This window comes from Streptomyces sp. HNM0574, from assembly GCF_012726235.1.
Taxonomy (GTDB): Bacteria; Actinomycetota; Actinomycetes; order Streptomycetales; family Streptomycetaceae; genus Streptomyces.
This window is the reverse complement of sequence record NZ_JAASAH010000011.1, coordinates 163,719-181,541: the sequence shown is the minus strand read 5'-3', so window position 1 is coordinate 181,541 and position 17,823 is coordinate 163,719. Positions and strand designations below refer to the sequence as shown.

Annotated in this window: 17 protein-coding genes and 1 pseudogene; 9 read left to right on the top strand and 9 right to left on the bottom strand. The window is 73.3% G+C overall.

Annotated elements, in window-relative coordinates; translation table 11 throughout:
- The first annotated feature begins 74 nt into the window (after positions 1-74).
- The 3 genes from HCC30_RS19675 (at position 75) to HCC30_RS19665 (ending at position 3,092) form a co-directional block, all read left to right on the top strand.
- Positions 75-950 carry a F510_1955 family glycosylhydrolase gene (locus HCC30_RS19675; protein ID WP_169443907.1) on the top strand — a complete coding sequence of 292 codons (876 nt, stop codon included), beginning with the start codon at positions 75-77 and terminating at the stop codon, positions 948-950.
- A gap of 37 nt (positions 951-987) precedes the next feature.
- Complete coding sequence (locus HCC30_RS19670) at positions 988-1,422, top strand: hypothetical protein (RefSeq protein ID WP_169443906.1); 435 nt, start codon at positions 988-990, stop codon at positions 1,420-1,422.
- 77 nt (positions 1,423-1,499) lie between these two features.
- Positions 1,500-3,092, top strand: coding sequence for a multicopper oxidase family protein (locus tag HCC30_RS19665; RefSeq protein ID WP_169443905.1), 1,593 nt, complete (start codon positions 1,500-1,502; stop codon positions 3,090-3,092).
- A gap of 74 nt (positions 3,093-3,166) precedes the next feature.
- On the opposite strand, the gene HCC30_RS19660 is transcribed toward HCC30_RS19665, so the two are convergent.
- Entirely contained in the window at positions 3,167-3,964 is a 798-nt protein-coding gene (locus tag HCC30_RS19660; RefSeq protein WP_169443904.1) for a cytochrome c biogenesis protein CcdA, read from the bottom strand.
- A 195-nt stretch (positions 3,965-4,159) separates the two neighbouring features.
- On the opposite strand from HCC30_RS19660, the gene HCC30_RS19655 reads away from it, so the two are divergent.
- Positions 4,160-5,371 carry an MFS transporter gene (locus tag HCC30_RS19655; protein ID WP_169443903.1) on the top strand — a complete coding sequence of 404 codons (1,212 nt, stop codon included), beginning with the start codon at positions 4,160-4,162 and terminating at the stop codon, positions 5,369-5,371.
- 67 nt (positions 5,372-5,438) lie between these two features.
- Here the strand turns inward: HCC30_RS19655 and HCC30_RS19650 are convergent, their stop codons facing one another.
- From HCC30_RS19650 to HCC30_RS19620, 7 genes and pseudogenes are all read right to left on the bottom strand, one after another.
- The gene (locus tag HCC30_RS19650) at positions 5,439-5,645 is read right to left on the bottom strand and encodes an EF-hand domain-containing protein (protein WP_169443961.1); all 207 of its coding nucleotides are present in this window, start codon (positions 5,643-5,645) and stop codon (positions 5,439-5,441) included.
- 90 nt (positions 5,646-5,735) lie between these two features.
- Positions 5,736-6,959, bottom strand: a pseudogene (locus HCC30_RS19645) (2-oxo acid dehydrogenase subunit E2); the annotation flags it as partial.
- A gap of 17 nt (positions 6,960-6,976) precedes the next feature.
- On the bottom strand, positions 6,977-9,685 hold the full coding sequence (gene aceE, locus HCC30_RS19640; protein WP_169443902.1) for a pyruvate dehydrogenase (acetyl-transferring), homodimeric type: 2,709 nt from the start codon (positions 9,683-9,685) through the stop codon (positions 6,977-6,979).
- 261 nt (positions 9,686-9,946) lie between these two features.
- Positions 9,947-10,573, bottom strand: coding sequence for a GntR family transcriptional regulator (locus HCC30_RS19635; RefSeq protein ID WP_240979747.1), 627 nt, complete (start codon positions 10,571-10,573; stop codon positions 9,947-9,949).
- Between the two features lie 151 nt (positions 10,574-10,724).
- The gene (locus tag HCC30_RS19630) at positions 10,725-11,993 is read right to left on the bottom strand and encodes an MFS transporter (protein WP_169443900.1); all 1,269 of its coding nucleotides are present in this window, start codon (positions 11,991-11,993) and stop codon (positions 10,725-10,727) included.
- Between the two features lie 129 nt (positions 11,994-12,122).
- The gene (locus tag HCC30_RS19625) at positions 12,123-13,046 is read right to left on the bottom strand and encodes an AEC family transporter (RefSeq protein WP_169443899.1); all 924 of its coding nucleotides are present in this window, start codon (positions 13,044-13,046) and stop codon (positions 12,123-12,125) included.
- Positions 13,047-13,154: 108 nt separating this feature from the next.
- Positions 13,155-13,970, bottom strand: a complete 816-nt coding sequence (locus HCC30_RS19620; protein ID WP_240979724.1) for an aminoglycoside adenylyltransferase family protein — start codon at positions 13,968-13,970, stop codon at positions 13,155-13,157.
- Between the two features lie 111 nt (positions 13,971-14,081).
- Here HCC30_RS19620 and HCC30_RS19615 point away from each other — a divergent pair, with 111 nt between their 5' ends.
- From HCC30_RS19615 to HCC30_RS19600, 4 genes are all read left to right on the top strand, one after another.
- Complete coding sequence (locus HCC30_RS19615; protein ID WP_240979723.1) at positions 14,082-14,792, top strand: hypothetical protein; 711 nt, start codon at positions 14,082-14,084, stop codon at positions 14,790-14,792.
- Between the two features lie 262 nt (positions 14,793-15,054).
- Positions 15,055-16,236, top strand: a complete 1,182-nt coding sequence (locus HCC30_RS19610) for a Tat pathway signal protein (RefSeq protein ID WP_169443898.1) — start codon at positions 15,055-15,057, stop codon at positions 16,234-16,236.
- 82 nt (positions 16,237-16,318) lie between these two features.
- A complete protein-coding gene (locus HCC30_RS19605) occupies positions 16,319-16,555 on the top strand; it encodes a hypothetical protein (RefSeq protein WP_169443958.1) in 237 nt (78 codons plus the stop codon).
- On the top strand, positions 16,552-16,773 hold the full coding sequence (locus HCC30_RS19600) for a helix-turn-helix domain-containing protein (protein ID WP_346776704.1): 222 nt from the start codon (positions 16,552-16,554) through the stop codon (positions 16,771-16,773). Before HCC30_RS19605 ends, HCC30_RS19600 begins: the two co-directional genes overlap by 4 nt.
- 76 nt (positions 16,774-16,849) lie before the next feature.
- On the opposite strand, the gene HCC30_RS19595 is transcribed toward HCC30_RS19600, so the two are convergent.
- Entirely contained in the window at positions 16,850-17,248 is a 399-nt protein-coding gene (locus tag HCC30_RS19595; protein ID WP_169443896.1) for a hypothetical protein, read from the bottom strand.
- Between the two features lie 228 nt (positions 17,249-17,476).
- Here HCC30_RS19595 and HCC30_RS19590 point away from each other — a divergent pair, with 228 nt between their 5' ends.
- A complete protein-coding gene (locus HCC30_RS19590; RefSeq protein ID WP_169443895.1) occupies positions 17,477-17,809 on the top strand; it encodes a hypothetical protein in 333 nt (110 codons plus the stop codon).
- Positions 17,810-17,823: the final 14 nt, after the last annotated feature.

Genomic DNA, 17,823 nt, shown 5'->3' with positions numbered 1-17,823 from the left:
AGGCCGGGGTCCGGGGTGATCACCTAAAGTGCTTAGGTGTTAGGGTTCCGGAACCCGACCGTTGAGGACGCCCGATGAACCTCCCCCTCCGTGCCGCGGCCGCAGCCGCCGGCGCCCTGCTGCTCACGGCGACGCTGACCGCCTGCTCCACCGGCCCCGAGGACTCCGGCGCCTCCGACGCGAAGGCCGACGGCCCCGCTGTCAGCCACGTCCACGGACTCGGGATCGACCCGGCCGACGACCGCCTGTACGTCGCCACCCACCACGGCGTCGTCTCCGTCGCCGAGGACGGCACGGCGAAGCGGGTCAGCGAGGACGAGGGCGACTACATGGGGTTCACCGTCGTCAAGGACAAGACCTTCCTCGGCAGCGGCCACCCGGCACCCGGCACCGGCGAACCCGCCAACCGCGGCCTGATCCGCAGCGAGGACTCCGGCAAGACCTGGAAGACCCTCTCCCTCGGCGGCGACGTCGACTTCCACTCCCTGAAGTACGCGCACGGCTCGGTGTACGGCTACGACAACACCAACGGCATGCTCCGCGTCAGCGAGAACGGCACCGACTGGGACGACCGGGCCAGGCTCGCCGCGCTCGACATCGCCGTCCACCCCGAGGACCCGGACACCGTCCTCGCCACCACCGAGGCGGGCGTCGCGAAGAGCACCGACGGCGGCGAGAAGTTCGGCACCGGCGCGAAGCCCGTACTGGCCTTCCTCTCCTGGCCCGAGCCGAAGGCGCTGTTCGGCATCTCCCCCGAGGGGGAACTGCGCCGCAGCTCCGACAGCGGCGAGAGCTGGAAGACCGTCGGCACCCCGCCCGGCGGCGCCCCCCAGGCCCTGACCGCGCTCGACTCCCGCCACCTCCTCGTCGCCACCGGCGACGGCGTGTACGAATCCCGCGACGGCGGCGAGAGCTTCGACAAGCGCCTGGCCGTCACCGGCGAGCAGTAACCCCATTCCGGCGGCGAGGCAGCAGAGGGAGGACACGATGCGGCGACCGGCCACGCCCGCGCGGGACACCCGCACCCGGCGCCTCCTCCTGCTCGCCGCCCTGCTGTTCGGCCTCTTCACGATGCACACCCTGGGGCACCCGACGGACCCCGGGGGGCCGGGCGCCGTCGCGGAGGCCCAACCGGGCGCCGGCGAAGGGGAGTTGGCCACCGCCACGCAGGCGCGGACCCCGGACGCGGCCCCCGAGCCGCACGATCCCGCGCACAGTACGGGCACGGACCCCGCCGCCGTCTGCGTCGCCGTGCACGACGACCGGCCGCTCACGGACCCGGCCGCCGCCTGCTCCGTCGCCGGGGTGGGCGGCGAGGGCGTACCGTCCGCCGTCGCCCGGGCCGGGGCGCCGCTCGCCGAGCGGCCCGAACCGCCGCCGCGCGGCGAGCTCCTCGCCGGGATGTCGGTGCTGCGCAGATAGGGGCACCCGCCGCCGCTCCCGCGACGGCGAGCCACGCGTACCCCTATCGCTTCGACACCGACGAGGTGCCCTCCGTCATGCGCACACGCACATCCACCCGCCTCCTCGACCGCCGCGCCGTGCTCGGCGCCGGACTCGCCGCCGCCGGCGGCGGCCTGCTCGCGGCCTGCTCCGGCGACGGTTCCGGCCCGGACGCCGGAAAGGCCGCCAACAAGCCCTCCGGACCGGCCGGTTACGTCTCCCCGGACGGCAAGGAGGTCGCCGACGCCGAGGCCGCGCGGAAGCCGGGCCCGGTACGGAAGGTCCGGCTCACGGCGGCGGAGACCCGCCTCGACCTCGCCGGCCGCACCGTCTCCACCTGGGCGTACGGCGACCGGCTGCCCGGCCGCGAGATCCGGGTCACCGCGGGCGGGACGCTCGCCCTCACCCTCGCCAACCACCTGCCGGAGGCCACCTCGGCGCACTGGCACGGGCTGGCGCTCCGCAACGACATGGACGGCGTCCCCGGCGTCACCCAGCGGCCCGTGAAACCCGGCGCCTCCTTCGAGTACCGGTTCGCCGTCCCGCATCCCGGAACCTACTGGTTCCACCCGCACTCCGGGGTGCAGCAGGACCGCGGCCTGTACGCGCCGCTGATCGTCGAGGACCCGAAGGAGCCGCTGGCGTACGACCGCGAGTGGGTCGTCGTCCTGGACGACTGGGTCGACGGCGTCGACGGCAGCACCCCGGACGCCGTCCTGGCCGAACTCGGCCGCGGCATGGGCGGGATGGACCACGGCGGGCACACCATGTCGCACGCCTCGGCCACGTCCGGGAAGACGCCGTCCCCGAGCCCCTCCGGCCCCTCCCGGATGATGATGGGCGCGACGAGCAAGCTGCTCGGCGGCGACGCGGGCGATGTCGACTACCCGTACTACCTGCTCAACGGCCGCACGGCGGAGGACCCGGAGACCTTCCGGGCGAAGCCGGGCGAGCGCGTCCGCCTGCGCCTGGTCAACGCGGGCGGCGACACCGCCTTCCGGGTCGCGCTCGGCGGGCACGGGATGACGGTCACCCACACCGACGGCTTCCCCTGCGAACACGCCGACACCGAGGCCCTGTTGCTGGGCATGGGCGAGCGCTACGACGTCCTGGTCACCGTCAAGGACGGCGTCTTCCCGCTCACCGCCCTCGCCGAGGGCAAGAAGCGGACGGCGCTCGCCGTGCTGCGCACCGGCGGCGGCGCGGCGCCCGAGCCGTCCGTACGGCCCGCCGAACTGGACGGGAAGCTGCTCACGGCGGGGAAGCTGAGGTCCGCCGAGCAGGTGCGGCTGAAGAGCCGCAGGCCGGACCGCCGGATCGAGCTCACCCTCACCGGCTCCATGGCCGACTACGACTGGGGCATCAACGGCGAGGCGTACGACCCGGACCGCCGATACGGCCTCCGCGCGGGCGAGCGCGTCCGCCTGTCGTTCCGCAACCGCACCCACATGTGGCACCCCATGCACCTGCACGGCCACACCTTCGCGCTGCCGGACGGCGGCCCGCGCAAGGACACCGCGATCGTGCTGCCCGGCAAGCGCCTCGACGTCGACTTCGACGCCGACAACCCGGGCCTGTGGATGACCCACTGCCACAACGTCTACCACGGTGAATCCGGGATGATGACCGTCCTCGGCTACCGCCGCTAGACCCCGCACGGCCCGGGCGGGAACGATCCCGCCCGGGCCGCCGCGGTCCACCCGACCGGGGTGAACTCCTGTTTTCACAGGGGGAGTTGATAATCGCTCATCCAGACCTGGAGCTCGTAGATCATCATGCTCCACAGCCCGGTGACCTGCGTGAGGCCGACGGCCACCAGCAGCCCGCCCCCGACGCGGAGCACCGCCTGGGTGTGCCGCCGCGCGAAGGAGAAGGCCCGCAGGGACTTGCCGAGGGCGAGGGTGAACAGCAGGAACGGGATGCCGACGCCGACGGCGTACAGGAACGCGAGGAACGCGCCCCGGGCGGCGGAGCCGGTGCTGACGGACAGCGACAGCACGGCCGCGAGGGTCGGGCCGATGCAGGGCGTCCAGCCGACCCCGAACATCACGCCCAGCACGGGCGCGCTCGCGAGCCCGGCGCGTGGCGTGTACTGCGGGCGCAGCGTGCGGGACAGCAGCGGTATCCGGCTGAACACCCCCATGAACATCAGGCCCAGCACGATCGTGATCACGCCCAGGACCCGGATGATGACGTCCTGATAGCTGAGCAGCAGCCTGCTCACGGCCCCGAACAGCGCCCCGTACGCGGTGAAGACGGCCGCGAATCCGAGGATGAAGAGGAGCGTGCCGAGCAGCGCCCGGCGCTTCTTCGGGCCGGTCCTCGCGCCGTCCGGGCCCTGCCGCTCGGCCTGCGCGTCGGAGGCGGTCATTCCGGTCGCGTAGGAGAGATAGCCGGGCACGAGTGGCAGGCAGCAGGGGGACGCGACGGTGATCGCCCCCGCGGCCAGGGCGACCGGAGCCGCCAGCAACAGTGAGCCGGAGCCGACCAGTTGGCCGACATCGAGGGACGCGAGGTACATGGCGGCGCCTTTCGAACGGGTTTCGCCCGAGGAGCGTATCTCCTATGCGGCTTAGGTGTTCGCCTCGGGGTGCCCCCGCCGGAGCCGGACGTACCCGGGTGAGTTCCCCGGCCGCACCGCAGCGCGCCGCCCCGGCGGCCTCCCGGCGGTCCACCAGGATCGGCACATCGCCCGTACGTCCGCCCCAGGAGCCCCATGAGCACCCCGCCGCACCAGAACCCGCCGGGCACCGAAGCGGCACCGGCAAGGCGCGGGGCGGCAGGCCGCCTCGCCACCGCCTGGCTGACCCAATTCACCGTCGGCACCGACCTGTTCGTCGTCTCCCCGCTGATGCCGCAGATGGAGGACTACTTCTCCGTCTCGGCCGGCGCGATGGGCCTCACGCTGACGGTGTTCTCGCTGGCCTACCTCTGCACCGCACCCCTGCTCGGCAGGCTCGCGGACGGCATCGGACGGCAGCGCGTCCTCGTCGCCGCCCTGCTGCTGTTCACCCTGGCCAACCTCGCCACCGCCCTGATGCCCGCCTACCCGCCGCTCGTCGCGGTCCGGGTGGTCGCCGGAATCGCCGCCGCCGGAACGGGGCCCACCGTCTACGCCCTCTCCAGCGCCACCGCCCCCGCCGGCCGGCGGGCCACCCACCTGGCCCTGGTCGGCTCCGGACTGCTGTCCGCGCTGTGGGCGGGCGCCCCGCTCGGCGAGGTGCTCGGACGCCAATTCGGCTGGCAGTACGTCTTCGTGGCCCTCGCCCTCGCCACCCTCCTCCTCACCCTCGCCAACGCCCGCGTCTGGCGCGGGGCGCCGGGGACGGGCCCGCGCGCGGACGCCGGGGCCGGGCGGGCCGGGGAGGCGGGGCGCTCCGCGCGCGGCGGGCCGCTGCTCGTCGCCGTCACCGCGCAGTGGGCGCTGGCGGTGTACCTCCTGTACACCTTCCTCGGCACGGAGGTGAGCGGCCGGGGCGACGCCACCGCGCTGCCGTGGACGCTGGTGGCGTACGGCGTCGGTGCGGTCGGCGGCAGCATGCTCGGCGGGCGGCTCGCCGACCGGATCGGCCCGGACCGGCTGGCCACCGGGTCCCTGCTGGCCGCCGCGCTGACCGAGGCCCTGTGCGCCTGGGTCTTCCGCACCGGTGTGCCCTGGGCCTTCGCCCTCGCCCTCCTGTGCTTCTCGCTGCCCGCCTACGCGACCTTCCCCGCCCAGCAGCGGCGCCTCTTCGACCGCTTCCCGCACCGCGCCGGCACGCTCATGGGCTGGAACAACAGCGCGCTGTTCTGCGGCATTTCGGTCTCGGGCGCGGTGGGCGCACCGCTCATCCACGTCCTGACGTACCCGGGCGCGCTGCTCGCCGCGGCGGCCGTCGCGGCGCTGGCCGCCGGTACGAGCGCGCTGGCGGGGGCCCGGCGGCGGTGACCTCACACCACTGTGCGCGTACTCCGGGCCGTGGACCCGGGGTACGCGCACTGTCGCGTGGAGTGCTTCAGATGCCCATGGAGGCGCGGAATTCCTCGAAGGAGACCGTGCGGTCGCCGTCGCTGTCGAGGGAGTCGATGAAGTCCTGCGCGGCCTCGGTGGTGATGCCCGACTCGCCGAGCTCCTCGACGACCTTCCGGTACTCCTCGGCAGTCACCTGACCGTCACCGTCGACGTCGTACTGGTCGAAGACCTTGCGCGCCGCGGCTGCCATGTCTACCACGTGATCCCCATTTCCTTGCTGTGCCAAGACCGGCCCCAGCCTAGGGCCTTGAGGGCAACCACCGGCCACCGCCCGAGCCCGTCACAGGACCGGCTCGAACTCGCCGGCCTCCAGGATCTGCTTGACCGTGGTCAGGTAACGGGCCGCGTCGGCGCCGTCGACGAGACGGTGGTCGTAGGAGAGGGCGAGGTAGGTCATGTGGCGCACGGCGATGGTCTCGCCGAGTTCCGGGTGGTCGATGACGACGGGGCGCTTGACGGTGGCGCCGATGCCGAGGATGCCGACCTGGTTGGGCGGCACGATGACGGTGTCGAACAGGGCGCCACGTGAACCGGTGTTGCTGACCGTGAAGGTCGCCCCGGACATGTCGTCGGGGGAGATCTGGTTGTTGCGGACCCGGCCCGCGAGCTCGGCGGTCTTCTTGGCGATGCCGGCCAGGTTGAGGTTCCCGGCCTCCTTGATGACGGGGGTCATCAGGCCCTTTTCGGCGTCGACGGCGATGCCGATGTTTTCGACGTCGAAGTAGGTGATGGTGCCTTCGTCGTCGTTGATGCGGGCGTTGACGGCCGGGTGGGCCTTCAGCGCCTGGGCGGCTGCCTTGACGAAGAAGGGCATCGGGGAGAGCTTCACGCCCTCGCGGGCTGCGAAGGCGTCCTTGGCGCGGCCGCGCAGCTTCATGATCTTGGTGACGTCGACCTCGACCACGCTGGTGAGCTGGGCCTGGCTGTGCAGGGCCTTCATCATGTTGTCGCCGATGACCTTGCGCATCCGCGGCATCTTCACCGTCTGACCCCGCAACGGCGACGCCTCGACGACCGGAGCCTTCGACGCGGGCTCGGGGGCTTCGACAGTCCCTTCCTGCTCTACCGCTGCGGCCGCCTGCTCGACGTCCTGCTTCCGTATCCGGCCGCCGACGCCCGTCCCCTGGACCTGCGAGAGCCGCACCCCGTGCTCGGCGGCCAGCTTGCGCACCAGCGGCGTGACGTACGCACCCTCGGCCGCACCGGCGGAGGGCCGCTCAACAGCGGGCGCGGGAACCGGGGTTGGCGCCGGAACCGTATCCGGAACGGCCTCCGCCGCCCCGATGACGGCGAGCTTCGAGCCGACCTCGGCCGTCTCGTCCTCACCGACGGTGATCTCCAGCAGGGTGCCGGAGGCCGGGGCCGGGATCTCGGTGTCGACCTTGTCCGTCGAGACCTCCAGCAGCGGCTCGTCCTCGGAGACCTCCTCGCCGACCTGCTTCAGCCAGCGCGTCACGGTGCCCTCGGTCACCGACTCGCCCAGCGCCGGGAGGGTGACTTCGGTGGGGTCCGGCATGACGGTCAGTCCTCGATTCCGTAGTGCAGCGCGGCCTTGCGGGCGCTGTCGGGGGCGATCTCGCCGCGGCGGGCGAGGAGGGCGAGGGCGGCGGCCGTCACCGACTCGGCGTCGACGCCGAAGTACCGGCGGGCCGCCGCGCGGCTGTCCGAGAGGCCGAATCCGTCGGTGCCGAGGGAGGCCCACTCCTGCGGCACCCAGGGCCGGATCTGGTCCGGAACGGCCCGCATCCAGTCACTGACCGCAAGCACCGGCCCCTGGGCCCCCTCCAGTGCCCGGGTGACGTACGGGACGGAACCGGAACCCGGACCGGAACCGCCCGACTCGCGCCGTGCCGCCGCGAGTTCGGCCGCCTCGCAGGCGAGGGCCTCGCGGCGGAGCTCCGTCCAGGAGGGCGCGGACCAGACGTCGGCGGCCACGCCCCAGTCCTCGGCGAGCAGCCGCTGCGCGTCGAGCGCCCAGTGCACGGCCGTGCCGGAGGCCAGCAGCTGGAGCCGCGGCACGTCGGTGCCGAGCGTGCCGGGCGCGGTGCGGTACCGGTACAGGCCCCGCACGATGCCCTCCTCGACGCTCTCCCCGGGCGGCGCCTCCGGCATCGCGGGCTGGACCTTCGGCTCGTTGTAGACGGTGAGGTAGTAGAAGACGTCCTCCGGGTCGGGCCCGTACATGCGGCGCAGCCCCTCGCGCACGATCACGGCGACCTCGTAGGCGAAGGCCGGGTCGTAGCTGAGCGCCGCCGGGTTGGCGGAGGCCAGCAGCGGGGAGTGGCCGTCGGCGTGCTGGAGCCCCTCGCCCGTCATCGTCGTCCGTCCGGCGGTGGCGCCGATGACGAAGCCGCGGCCCAACTGGTCGGCCAGCGCCCAGAACTGGTCGCCGGTCCGCTGCCAGCCGAACATCGAGTAGAAGATGTAGAAGGGGATCATCGGCTCGCCGTGCGTGGCGTACGAGGTGGCCGCCGCCGTGAACGAGGCGAGCGAACCGGCCTCGGTGATCCCCTCGTTGAGGATCTGGCCGCTCGACAGCTCCTTGTAGTACAGCAGCTGGTCGCGGTCGACGGGCTCGTAGTTCTGCCCGGCGGGGGAGTAGATGCCGGCCGAGGGGAACAGGGACTCCATGCCGAAGGTCCGCGCCTCGTCGGGCACCACCGGAACCCAGCGCCGCCCCGTCTCCTTCTCCCGCATCAGGTCCTTGACCAGCCGCACGAACGCCATGGTCGTGGCGATCTCCTGACTGCCCGAGCCCTTCTTCAGCGCGTCGAACGGCTTGTCGGGCACCGCCAGCGGCCGGGGTTTCACCCGCCGGGCCGGCGCCGGACCGCCCAACTCGGCGCGCCGCTCCCGCAGATACCGCACCTCGGGCGAGTCGGGGCCCGGGTGCGCGTAGGGGACGAGGCCGTCGCCGAGGCGGCTGTCCGGGATGGGCAGTTCCAGCAGGTCCCGCATGGCGCGGAACTCCTTGCCGGTGAGCTTCTTCATCTGGTGGTTGGCGTTCCTGGACTCGAAGCCCGGGCCCAGCGTCCAGCCCTTGACGGTCTGCGCCAGGACCACCGTCGGCGCGCCCTCGTGCCCGACGGCCGCGCGGTACGCCGCGTACACCTTGCGCGGCTCGTGCCCGCCCCGCGAGGTGCCCACGATCCGGGCCAGCTGCTCGTCGTCGTACCCGGCGGCGAGGTTCCGCAGCGTGTCGCCGGAGCCGAACAGGTGCTCCCGGATGTATGCGCCGTCCCGGGCCGCGTAGGTCTGGAACTGGCCGTCCGGCACCTCGCCCAGCCGGGCGAGCAGCGCGCCGTCGGTGTCGGCGGCGAGCAGCGGGTCCCAGTCGGCGCCCCAGGGCAGCTTCACGACGTTCCAGCCCGCGGCCCGGAACTGCCGCTCCAGCTCCTGCATGATCTTGAAGTTGCCGCGTACCGGGCCGTCGAGCCGCTGGAGGTTGCAGTTGACGACGAAGGTGAGGTTGTCCAGCCGCTCGCGCGCGGCGAGTGCCAGCGCGGCCGTCGACTCCGGCTCGTCCATCTCGCCGTCCCCGAGGAAGGCCCACACCCGGGAGCCCGAGGTGTCCTTGATCCCGCGGTGGTGCAGATAGCGGTTGAACCTGGCCTGGTAGACCGCCGAGAGCGGGCCCAGCCCCATCGAGACGGTCGGGAACTCCCACAGCCAGGGCAGCCGCCGCGGGTGCGGGTACGAGGGGAGCCCCGCGCCGCCCGCCTCCTGCCGGAACCGGTCCAACTGGCCCTCGTCGAGCCGGCCTTCGAGGTAGGCGCGCGCGTAGACGCCGGGGGAGGCGTGGCCCTGGACGTAGAGCTGGTCGCCCGAGCCGCCGTCGGCTCCCTCCTTGCCGCGGAAGAAGTGCTGGAAGCCGACCTCGTACAGCCAGGCCGCCGAGGCGAAGGTGGCCATGTGGCCGCCGAGGCCGCCGCGTTCGTTGCCGCGGGTCACCATGGCGGCTGCGTTCCACCGGTTCCAGGCGGTGATCCGGCGCTCCATCTCCTCGTCGCCGGGGAAGGCCGGTTCCTCGGCGGTGGGGATGGTGTTCAGGTACGGCGTCTCCAGCACTCCGGGGAAGTCGAGACCGCTGTGCCTGGCGTGGTCCAGGAGCCGGTGCAGCAGCTGTGCGGCCCGCTGCGGTCCTGCGTGCGCGACGGCGGCGTCGAGCGATGCGCGCCACTCCGCCACCTCGGTCGGGTCCCGGTCGGGAAGCTGGTCGAGCTGGGACATGCGTCCCCTCCCATCTGGTCGCGTGGGGCCCGCGGTTGCCGACCGGGATGCGGTGGCCTCACGGGCTGTTCCGGCCGTACGGGTCGGGCCGGAGCAGGGGGCATCGACGACGCACCCCGAGAGCGGCAGTTCCGAATAACGGAAGAAGTGATCCGCGAAATGGAAACTATGACTCCGTGTGGGATGCAGTCAACGCTTACCGCGAAGTAATGCGCGATGATCGATCAAATGCGCGCGAGGTGTCCGTTCCCTGCCGGTACGTCACCCCTCGGCCGTCGACCGCGAGGCGTACTCCAGGACGTGCAGCTCCAACAGGCGCCCCAGGTACGGGTCCTGACGCCGGACCGCCTCCACCACCGCCTCGTGGTCCTCCGCGTTCTCGTGCAGCCCGGTACGGAGCCAGCGCAGCGACAGCCGCGTCCACACCTCCACGCCCAGCAGTTCCCAGTGCCGGATCAGCACCTCGTTCCCGCAGGCGTGCACGATCACCCGGTGGAAGGCCACCGCGCTGCGCAACTGCCGCTCCATGTCCCCTTCCCGCGCCGCCTCCCGCATCCGGGCCAGCTCGCGCTCCAGGGCCGTCACGTCCCCGGCCAGACGGCGGCTCGCCAGCTCGCCGGCCCGCCGCTCCAGCGCGGCCCGCACCTGGTAGACGTCCCGCAGCCGGGACAGCGACAACTCCCGTACCCGCATGCCCCGGTTCGGCGCCCCCTCCACCAACTGCATGCCCTGCAGCTCGCGCAGCGCCTCGCGCACCGGCGCCTGGCTGATCCCCAGCTCCGTCGCCACCCGCCGCTCGACGATCCGGTCACCCGGGCCCCAGCGTCCGGTCAGCAGCCCCTCCAGCAGGAAGCCCCGCACCCGCTCCGGCAGCGGCGCACGCTCCAACGCCCGCTTCCCGGACGGCACATGACCGCCCGCCCGGCTCCCCGCCGACGACCCCTCCGGTGTCCTGCTCACGGTCCCGCCCTCCGTCGATGCGCAATGATCGATCATTCCTACCGCACGGAAGCCGCCGACGGCTACGGCCCCGCACCCCTCACCCCTCGCCGGGCACCCCGTCCGGCCGCTCCGGGACCACCTCCGCGCCCTGCGGCGCCCGCGTCCCGTTCCGTACGCCCCGCCTGCGGGCGGAGCGTTCGCCCGCCGCGCCCGTGGCGGTCAGGGCGAGGATGAGGACGACGCCGGCGAGCATCGCCTCGGAGGGCTCGACGAGGTTCAGCAGGGCGCCGGAGAGGGTGCCGGCCGCCGCGTAACCGGCGCCCACGGCCGCGTACATGACCGAGTAGCCGGCGGCCAGGGTGTTCGCCGGGAGGGTCTCGCGGAGCAGCAGGTTGCGGGCGAGCATCACGCCGGACTCCAGCACCCCGGCACACACCAGGACCAGGCCGATCCACCAGACCGACGGCGCGAGCGCGAGCGCGACCAGGCAGCCCGCCATCACGAGCAGCAGCACGGAGCTCTGCGTGGACAGCCGCCCCGGCCAGGAGCTCCGCAGCCCGTACAGGAACGAACCGGCCGCCGAGCCGACGGCGAGGGCCGCGAGCAGCGGCCCGGCGAACCCGAGCGCGATGCCCCGCTGTTCGAGCAGCGCGGGCAGGATCAGTTCGGCGAGGGCCAGCAGCGTCATGGACGCGGCACCGGTGACGTACAGCGGCCAGGCGCGGGCCAGTACGGCGAGCATCGCGCCGTACCCCTCGCCCTTGCCGTCCCCGTCTGCGTCCTCGGGCGACCAGCCGGCGGGCAGCGCCCACAGGCCCGCGACCGAGGCCGCCATCAGCACGGCGGCGAGCAGCAGGGCCAGCGGCGGGGCGGCGCCGAGCGCGAGGCCCGTCGCCACGGCGGGGCTGACGGCCCAGATCGCGAAGGTCAGCATCGACTCGACGCTGAGCGCCTGCGGCGCGGACCGTACCGGCACCAGCGAGGTGAGCAGCGCCCGCAGTCCGCCCGGCGCCGCGGCCGGTGCCGCGCCCGCGAGGAAGGCCAGCGCGCCGAGGACGACCGGGTGGGCGCCGGGCAGCGCGCCGAGCCCCGCGAAGGCGGCCGCGCCCACCGCGAGCCCCGACGCCAGCTGCGGCCGGGCCCGTTCGGCCCGCAGCCGCATGCCCAGCACCGGCGCCCCGGCGATCTCGCCGACGACGTAGGCGGCCGCGAGCACCGCGCCGAGCGCGTAGCCGCCCGGCTGCTCGCGGACCAGGAACACCAGCGCGAGCGGCGCCATGGCGACCGGCATCCGCGCGCCGACGGCGACGGCTCCCCAGGCCAGTACGGGGCGGGTGAGGGTCTCCCGGTAGCTGCGCAGTGACATACGAGGACCGTAACGAGCAGCCCGAGCCGCTCCGCAACGCATTTTCCGTCCACGGTCCGGACCGTCCCGCGCGCGATCCGGAACAGGCCAACGTGCCGGACACCCGGGCCGGTTGACATACCGGTGATTTCAGGCCAGCAGCGTCGCGACGGCGAAGAGCACGGGCGCGGACAGGATGGTGGTCAGGAACACGCAGTCGCGGGTGGGGACCTCGGCGACGCCGTACCGGCTCGCGTGCACGAAGACGTTCTGCGCGGTGGGCAGCGCGGCGATCACCGTCACCGCGAGGACGCCCGCCCCGTCCAGCCCCAGCGCGTACCGGGCCAGCAGGAACGTCACCACCGGCTGGACGACGAGCTTCAGGAACACCGTGAAACCGGTACGCCCCAGGCGGGCGCCCCTGCCGGGCAGCGGGCCGAAGCGGAGCGAGAGGCCGTAGGCGAGGAGCATCGCCGGGATCGCCATGCCGCCGACCAGGTCCAGCGGGTCCCGCAGCGGCGCCGGAAGCCGCAGGTCGAGCAGGGACAGCGCGACGCCCACGAGCGAGCCGATCAGCAGCGGGTTGGTGAACGGGGTGGCCACCACGCGGCGCCAGGTGCGCGGGCCGTCCCCGGTGGTGAGGTCCAGCACCGTCAGGCCGGCGGGCTGGAGCACCAGCAGCTGGGTGAGCAGCATGGGCGCGACGAGGGAGGCGTCCCCGAGCACGTAACCGGCGATCGGCAGACCGAGGTTGCCCGCGTTCGCGTACGCCGCGCAGAAGGCGCCGATGGTGCTCTCGGCCGCGCTGCTCCGCCACAGGTACCGGGACACCGCGACCTGCGCACCCGCCGCCACCGCCACCCCGCCCAGCGAGGCCGGGAGCCCGGCCGACAGCACGGCGGAGATGTCGGTGTCGCCGAGCACGGTGACCATGAGCGCCGGGTTCGCCACGTAGAACGCGAGCCGGGAGAGCAGGCGTTGGGCCTGCACGTCGAGCACCCCGAAGTGCCCCAGCACCACCCCGAGGACGATGATCGCCCCGATCGTGCTGAAGCCGGTCAGTATTCCGCTCATCCCGTCATCCCGCTGGGGTACTCCCCGTCGACACCGGCCGGCGCGGTCGCGCGGCCCCGGTGATCTTCCCAGCAGCGGTCCGGCGGCCCCAGGGGGCCTGCCTCCGGGTCAGCGTCCGAGGTCCTCCGGCGTCAGGCGGGCGATGCGGGCCAGGACCTCGTCCACGTGGGGGCGTACGCGGGGGAGCAGCTCCGCGCTCCAGGTCTCGTCCGCGTAGTGGCAGGTGCGGTAGAGCTGCCTGGCGTGTTCCAGAACGGGGCGGTGTTCCGGGGGGAGTTGGTCCAGCGCCCAGTCCGCCGCGGCGTCCTTCGGCCTGATCTCGCCGGTGGCGAGGGTGCACCAGACGCGGGCGAGGGTGAGCAGCACGTTGCGGGTGTCCTCGTCCAGTTCGTCGAGGAGTTCCGGGATGCCGGCGACGCTTGCCCGGACGAGGTCGGCGTGCGGCACCGGATCGAGCACCTCGGCCGGGGGCGGGCCGGTGAGCGGACGGTTTCCGGCCAGGGCCAGGTGCACCAGCAGCGCGAGGTCCGGCATCGGCTCCGGCTGCGGGGGCCCGCCCGCGAGCAGCTCCTCGCGCAGCCACTCGCCGAACAGGAAGTCGCAGGTCGGCGGGGTCCGCCAGGGGCGGACCCCGGACTGGACGATGACGGCGAGTTCGACCGGCCGGACCGCGGCCGTCAGCCCCGAGATCTCCAGCAGGCCCGCGACGAGCGCCCGCCGCTCCCGCGCGTCGAGGCTCCGCCGCGTCACGACCAGCACGTCCAGATCACTCGCGGGCCCGAGCCCCCCGAGCACGGCCGACCCGTGCAGATACGCGCCCACCAGCGCGGACCCGATCACCTCCCGCACGAGCCCGACGGTCTCCCGGAGCTGCTCCGCCCCGCCCGCCTCGTCCCGTCCGTCCATCCCGCGCAGCCCGTCCATGCCACCAGTCTCGGCCACCGGCCCGGCGGCGGTCACCCGGGTTTCCGGGTACCTTGCCCCCTCGGGTGAACGTCCGCGCGGCGCGGGGAAGTTGTGGAATCGGGGGCAGCCATGAGTACGAGCGTCACCTTGCGACGGGCCGGAGTCCGGGCCGGGACGGGGGAGGTGCGGGCCCGGTACGAGCTGGTGGGCCCGGCGCTCCCGGAGGCGGCCGTCGCTCTCGACCGGGAGCTGCCGGAGGGCGGGGCCGAGGCGTACCACGCGGCCCGCAAACGTGGCGTCCGCTCCTTCGGCCTGTGGACCGACCCGCACCGGCGGCGCCTCTGGGCCCGCGTGCTCACGGCCCGTGCGGAGGCGGGCGAGCCCGTCCGGTACGAGGTGTACGGCGCGGAGGGGGAGTTCGTCGGCGGCGCCGTCCGGGAGCGGAGCTTCACCCGCGGGCACGTCCGTACCCGCTGGACCGTGGAGCAGGCGGACGGGACGCGCGCCGTCGGGTACAAGGGCCGGTGGTTCTGGTGGTGCGTGTGGTGGCTGATCTTTCCCGTGCAGTGTGTGCTCGCGGTGCTGAGCCTGGCCGGCGGCGGCGACGTCTTCCGCATGCCGCGCCGGATCGGCTACCGGACCGGCGGCGCCCGGGTCCTGGACTACGGAAGCGGCCTGCAGCCCCACTTCCACCTCACCGCGAGCACCCCGGACTGGGACCCCCGCCTGCTCGCCGCCCTCACGGCGCTCCACTGCAGCCACGACGGCATCATGGGCGAGCCCTGGGACAAGGGCGACCGCGAGAGCACCGAGCCGGAGGTGCCGTCCGTTCCGGTGTGATCCCGTGGCCGACTCGGCGGTCGTGGGGCCGGGGAGCATGCGGTGTCCACATGAAGTGCCCGCTCTCGCTTGCCTCTTGACCGTCGGACGCGGACACGGGCACCCGCCCTTGCCGACCGCGAGCAAAGGACAACGCGCAGGCCGGAGGCCCTTCATCACTCAACTGAGCGATCTATGGCCGGATATCCCATACGGCGCAGGATGTCGGGTAGTCCGGTGCGGGGCAGGCGGCCGCCTGCCCCGGAGAGCGGGAGGGTCATTCATGAGCAATGTGTTCACCGTGTGCTTCAGCGGGACGGCTTGCACGCGGGACGAAGGGGAGGTGTCGCGCGAGGGCAGCGACAAGAGGATCTACAGCCCCGGGACGGGCTACATCCCGGTCCGTGTCCACAAGGAGATCACCGGCGACCTGGCCGCCACCAGTCCCAGCGTGACGGTGCGCGGCGTGGGCGAGAACGACTGGGCGGTGCCTCGGAACACCAGCGAGCCGCTGGTTCTGTCCGGCCCGCTGACCGTCCCGCGGGACCTGCTGGCCGAAACGCAGGGGTACTCCGGCGGCGACCGGTGGTCGACGATGTCGCAGGCGACGGGCCGGGAGGCCGCCGCTCTCGCCCTGCACGGCGCGAATCTCTCGGCGGGCAGCGACGCGGAGGCGTACAACTTCATCGGGCACAGCAGGGGTGCCGTGGAATGCGTCATGGCGGCTTGGTTCCTCTACGCGTACGGCCGCAAGGACGTGCCGGTGCGCATTTTCGCGATCGACCCCGTTCCCGGCCCGGGCGACTGGTACGGGATCATCACCCAACTGCCGCCGAACGTCGCCGAGTACGTCGGCATCACGGCCTGGGACCACCTCGACAGCGGCTTCAACGGGCTGGTGCCGCGGCCCAACGCCAGGATGGCCGGCAGCTCCGCGACCATGAACCTCGGAAAGACCTGGAGCACCCTGGCGGACGACTACCAACTCGCGGACCCGTTGGAGACGATCGAGCTGAACCCGGCGCAGCCCACCGGCTACCAGCTGTTCGCATCCCGGGGGAGGCACGGGACGGTCGCCGGCAACACGACCAGCGACGGCCGGTACGACCCGGCCAACGTCAGCGAGAGCGCCGCGCGGGTACCGGAGCTGATCCACCGGATGGCCCGGGCCCGTCTCGCCGCCTGGGGTACGGAGTTCCTGGTGACCTCGGAGGCCGGCTCCGGCGCGCTGCCGCAGGAGAGCGACCTCGACCACGCGCTGTTCGACAAGATGGGCGGCGGGACGCCACGTGACAGCTACCTGCTGGGGCGCCCCTACGTGCGACGGGTCTCGTCGATCTCCGGGCTGGACCCGTCCAGCTACTACTACCTCGAAGACGTGGTGGGGAACCCGCCGCATCAGCAGCCGTACCCCGTGACCACCGCCCGCGCGGGCTCCGGCTGGGTGCACTGGAACTTTCTCTAGGCGAGGGGTGACGGGGGAGCGGGCGCGGCCCCGGGGTGTCCGATTGCCTCGAAAATCGAACATGCGCTCTAATCGGAGCATGATGGAACGGCAGCCCTTTCCCCCGGATCTCGTGGAGGCACAGATCGCCTGGTACGCGACGTACTGGCAGCTCGCGAGCGGTGACCCCGCGGCGGGCACGACGCAGGGACGGCGCCGGCTGCGGGAGCTGTCGGTCCGTATCGCCGGGCACCCCTACTGGCGGACGGCCGGGGCCACGCCCGCGGCCCGGATGGAGCTCAAGGAACTGGCCCGGCGTGCGTGCGCGGGGGAGCGGTGAGTCTCACCGAGCGGCAGGCCCGGATCGTGCGCTGTGCGCGGGAGTGGGTCGCGGAGCACGGGGAGGCGCCCTCGCTGCGGGAGCTGGCGGCGGCGGCCGGACTCGCCTCCGCGTCCACGGTGAGTTACCAGCTGCGGCGCCTGCGCGAGCGGGGCGTCGTCGTCGAGACCCGGGGCCGCCGAGGCGGCGGGGCCCGCTGCCCGTACTGCGGGCGGTGACGGCGGGTGACCACGACGGCGACGGCGCCGGTCCGGGTGGACGCGGCGCCGTCGCGTGCGGGGTCGGGCGGAGGGGTCAGCTCAGGGTGACCCTGGCGTCCCGGGCCCGGTGCCAGCCGGTGTCGAACCTGGTCGGGTGGCCGCCGCAGTCCTTGTACGTCTTCACCGGGCCGTGCGGCACGAACCGCACCTTGGCCCAGGCGCACCGGCCGTTGTTCCGCCGGTCGTCGAGCACCCCCCGGACCTTGCGGTGTCCGCGGTTCCAGCACTCCTGGTAGCGGAGGACCGCGTTGGAGTCGTGGATGATCCTGGTGCGGGAGCAGCCCGCCACGCTCGTCGTGCCCTGCTCGGCCTGGCTGCTCGCCGCCGGGGCCCGGGTGTCCGCCGGTGCCGTCTGGGTGGCGCCCGCCGGGGCGGCGAACGCGAGAGTGCCCAGCGCCGCGACGCCCACGATCCCCATACGCATCTTCTTCACGGTGTCTCCTTCTCCTGTCGACGAACCCGTCACGACCCAGAGTCCGGCCCGGCGGCCCCCGGCGAGAAGATGTTTCAGCCCAGCCCGAAACACCGTCCGCCGGCGCCCGACACCCCGCCGCAGCCCGGCGGTTGACGTGCAGGCCGGGGCGGGTGCCCGGCTGGCGGGGAGCGAACGGCATTGCCTATGCTCACGGGGCCACCGGGGCCGACAAGGGGGAGTTGACGCATGGGGGACGGCTTCAGCGCTGTGCCGGAGTCGATCGACGGCAGCGCGCACCTGCTGCTGGAGATCGCCGGCCTGCTCGAAGAGGGCAGGCTGGACGGGGACACCGGCACCATGGCCCGGGAGCCGCGCTCGCACCCGGACGTCTCCGCCGCCGTACTGGACTTCGCCCGCTTCGCCGACGACCAGGGCCGGGACTGCGCGGCCCTGCTGACCGCGCTGTCCACGCTGCTCAAGTCCACCGGCGAGAACTACACCACCGTGGAGCACGGCACCGCGAAGGCGCTCAAGGACTTCGTCGACGCCTCCACGTACGTCGCACCCCGCGGCAACTGAGCGGGAGGCGGACG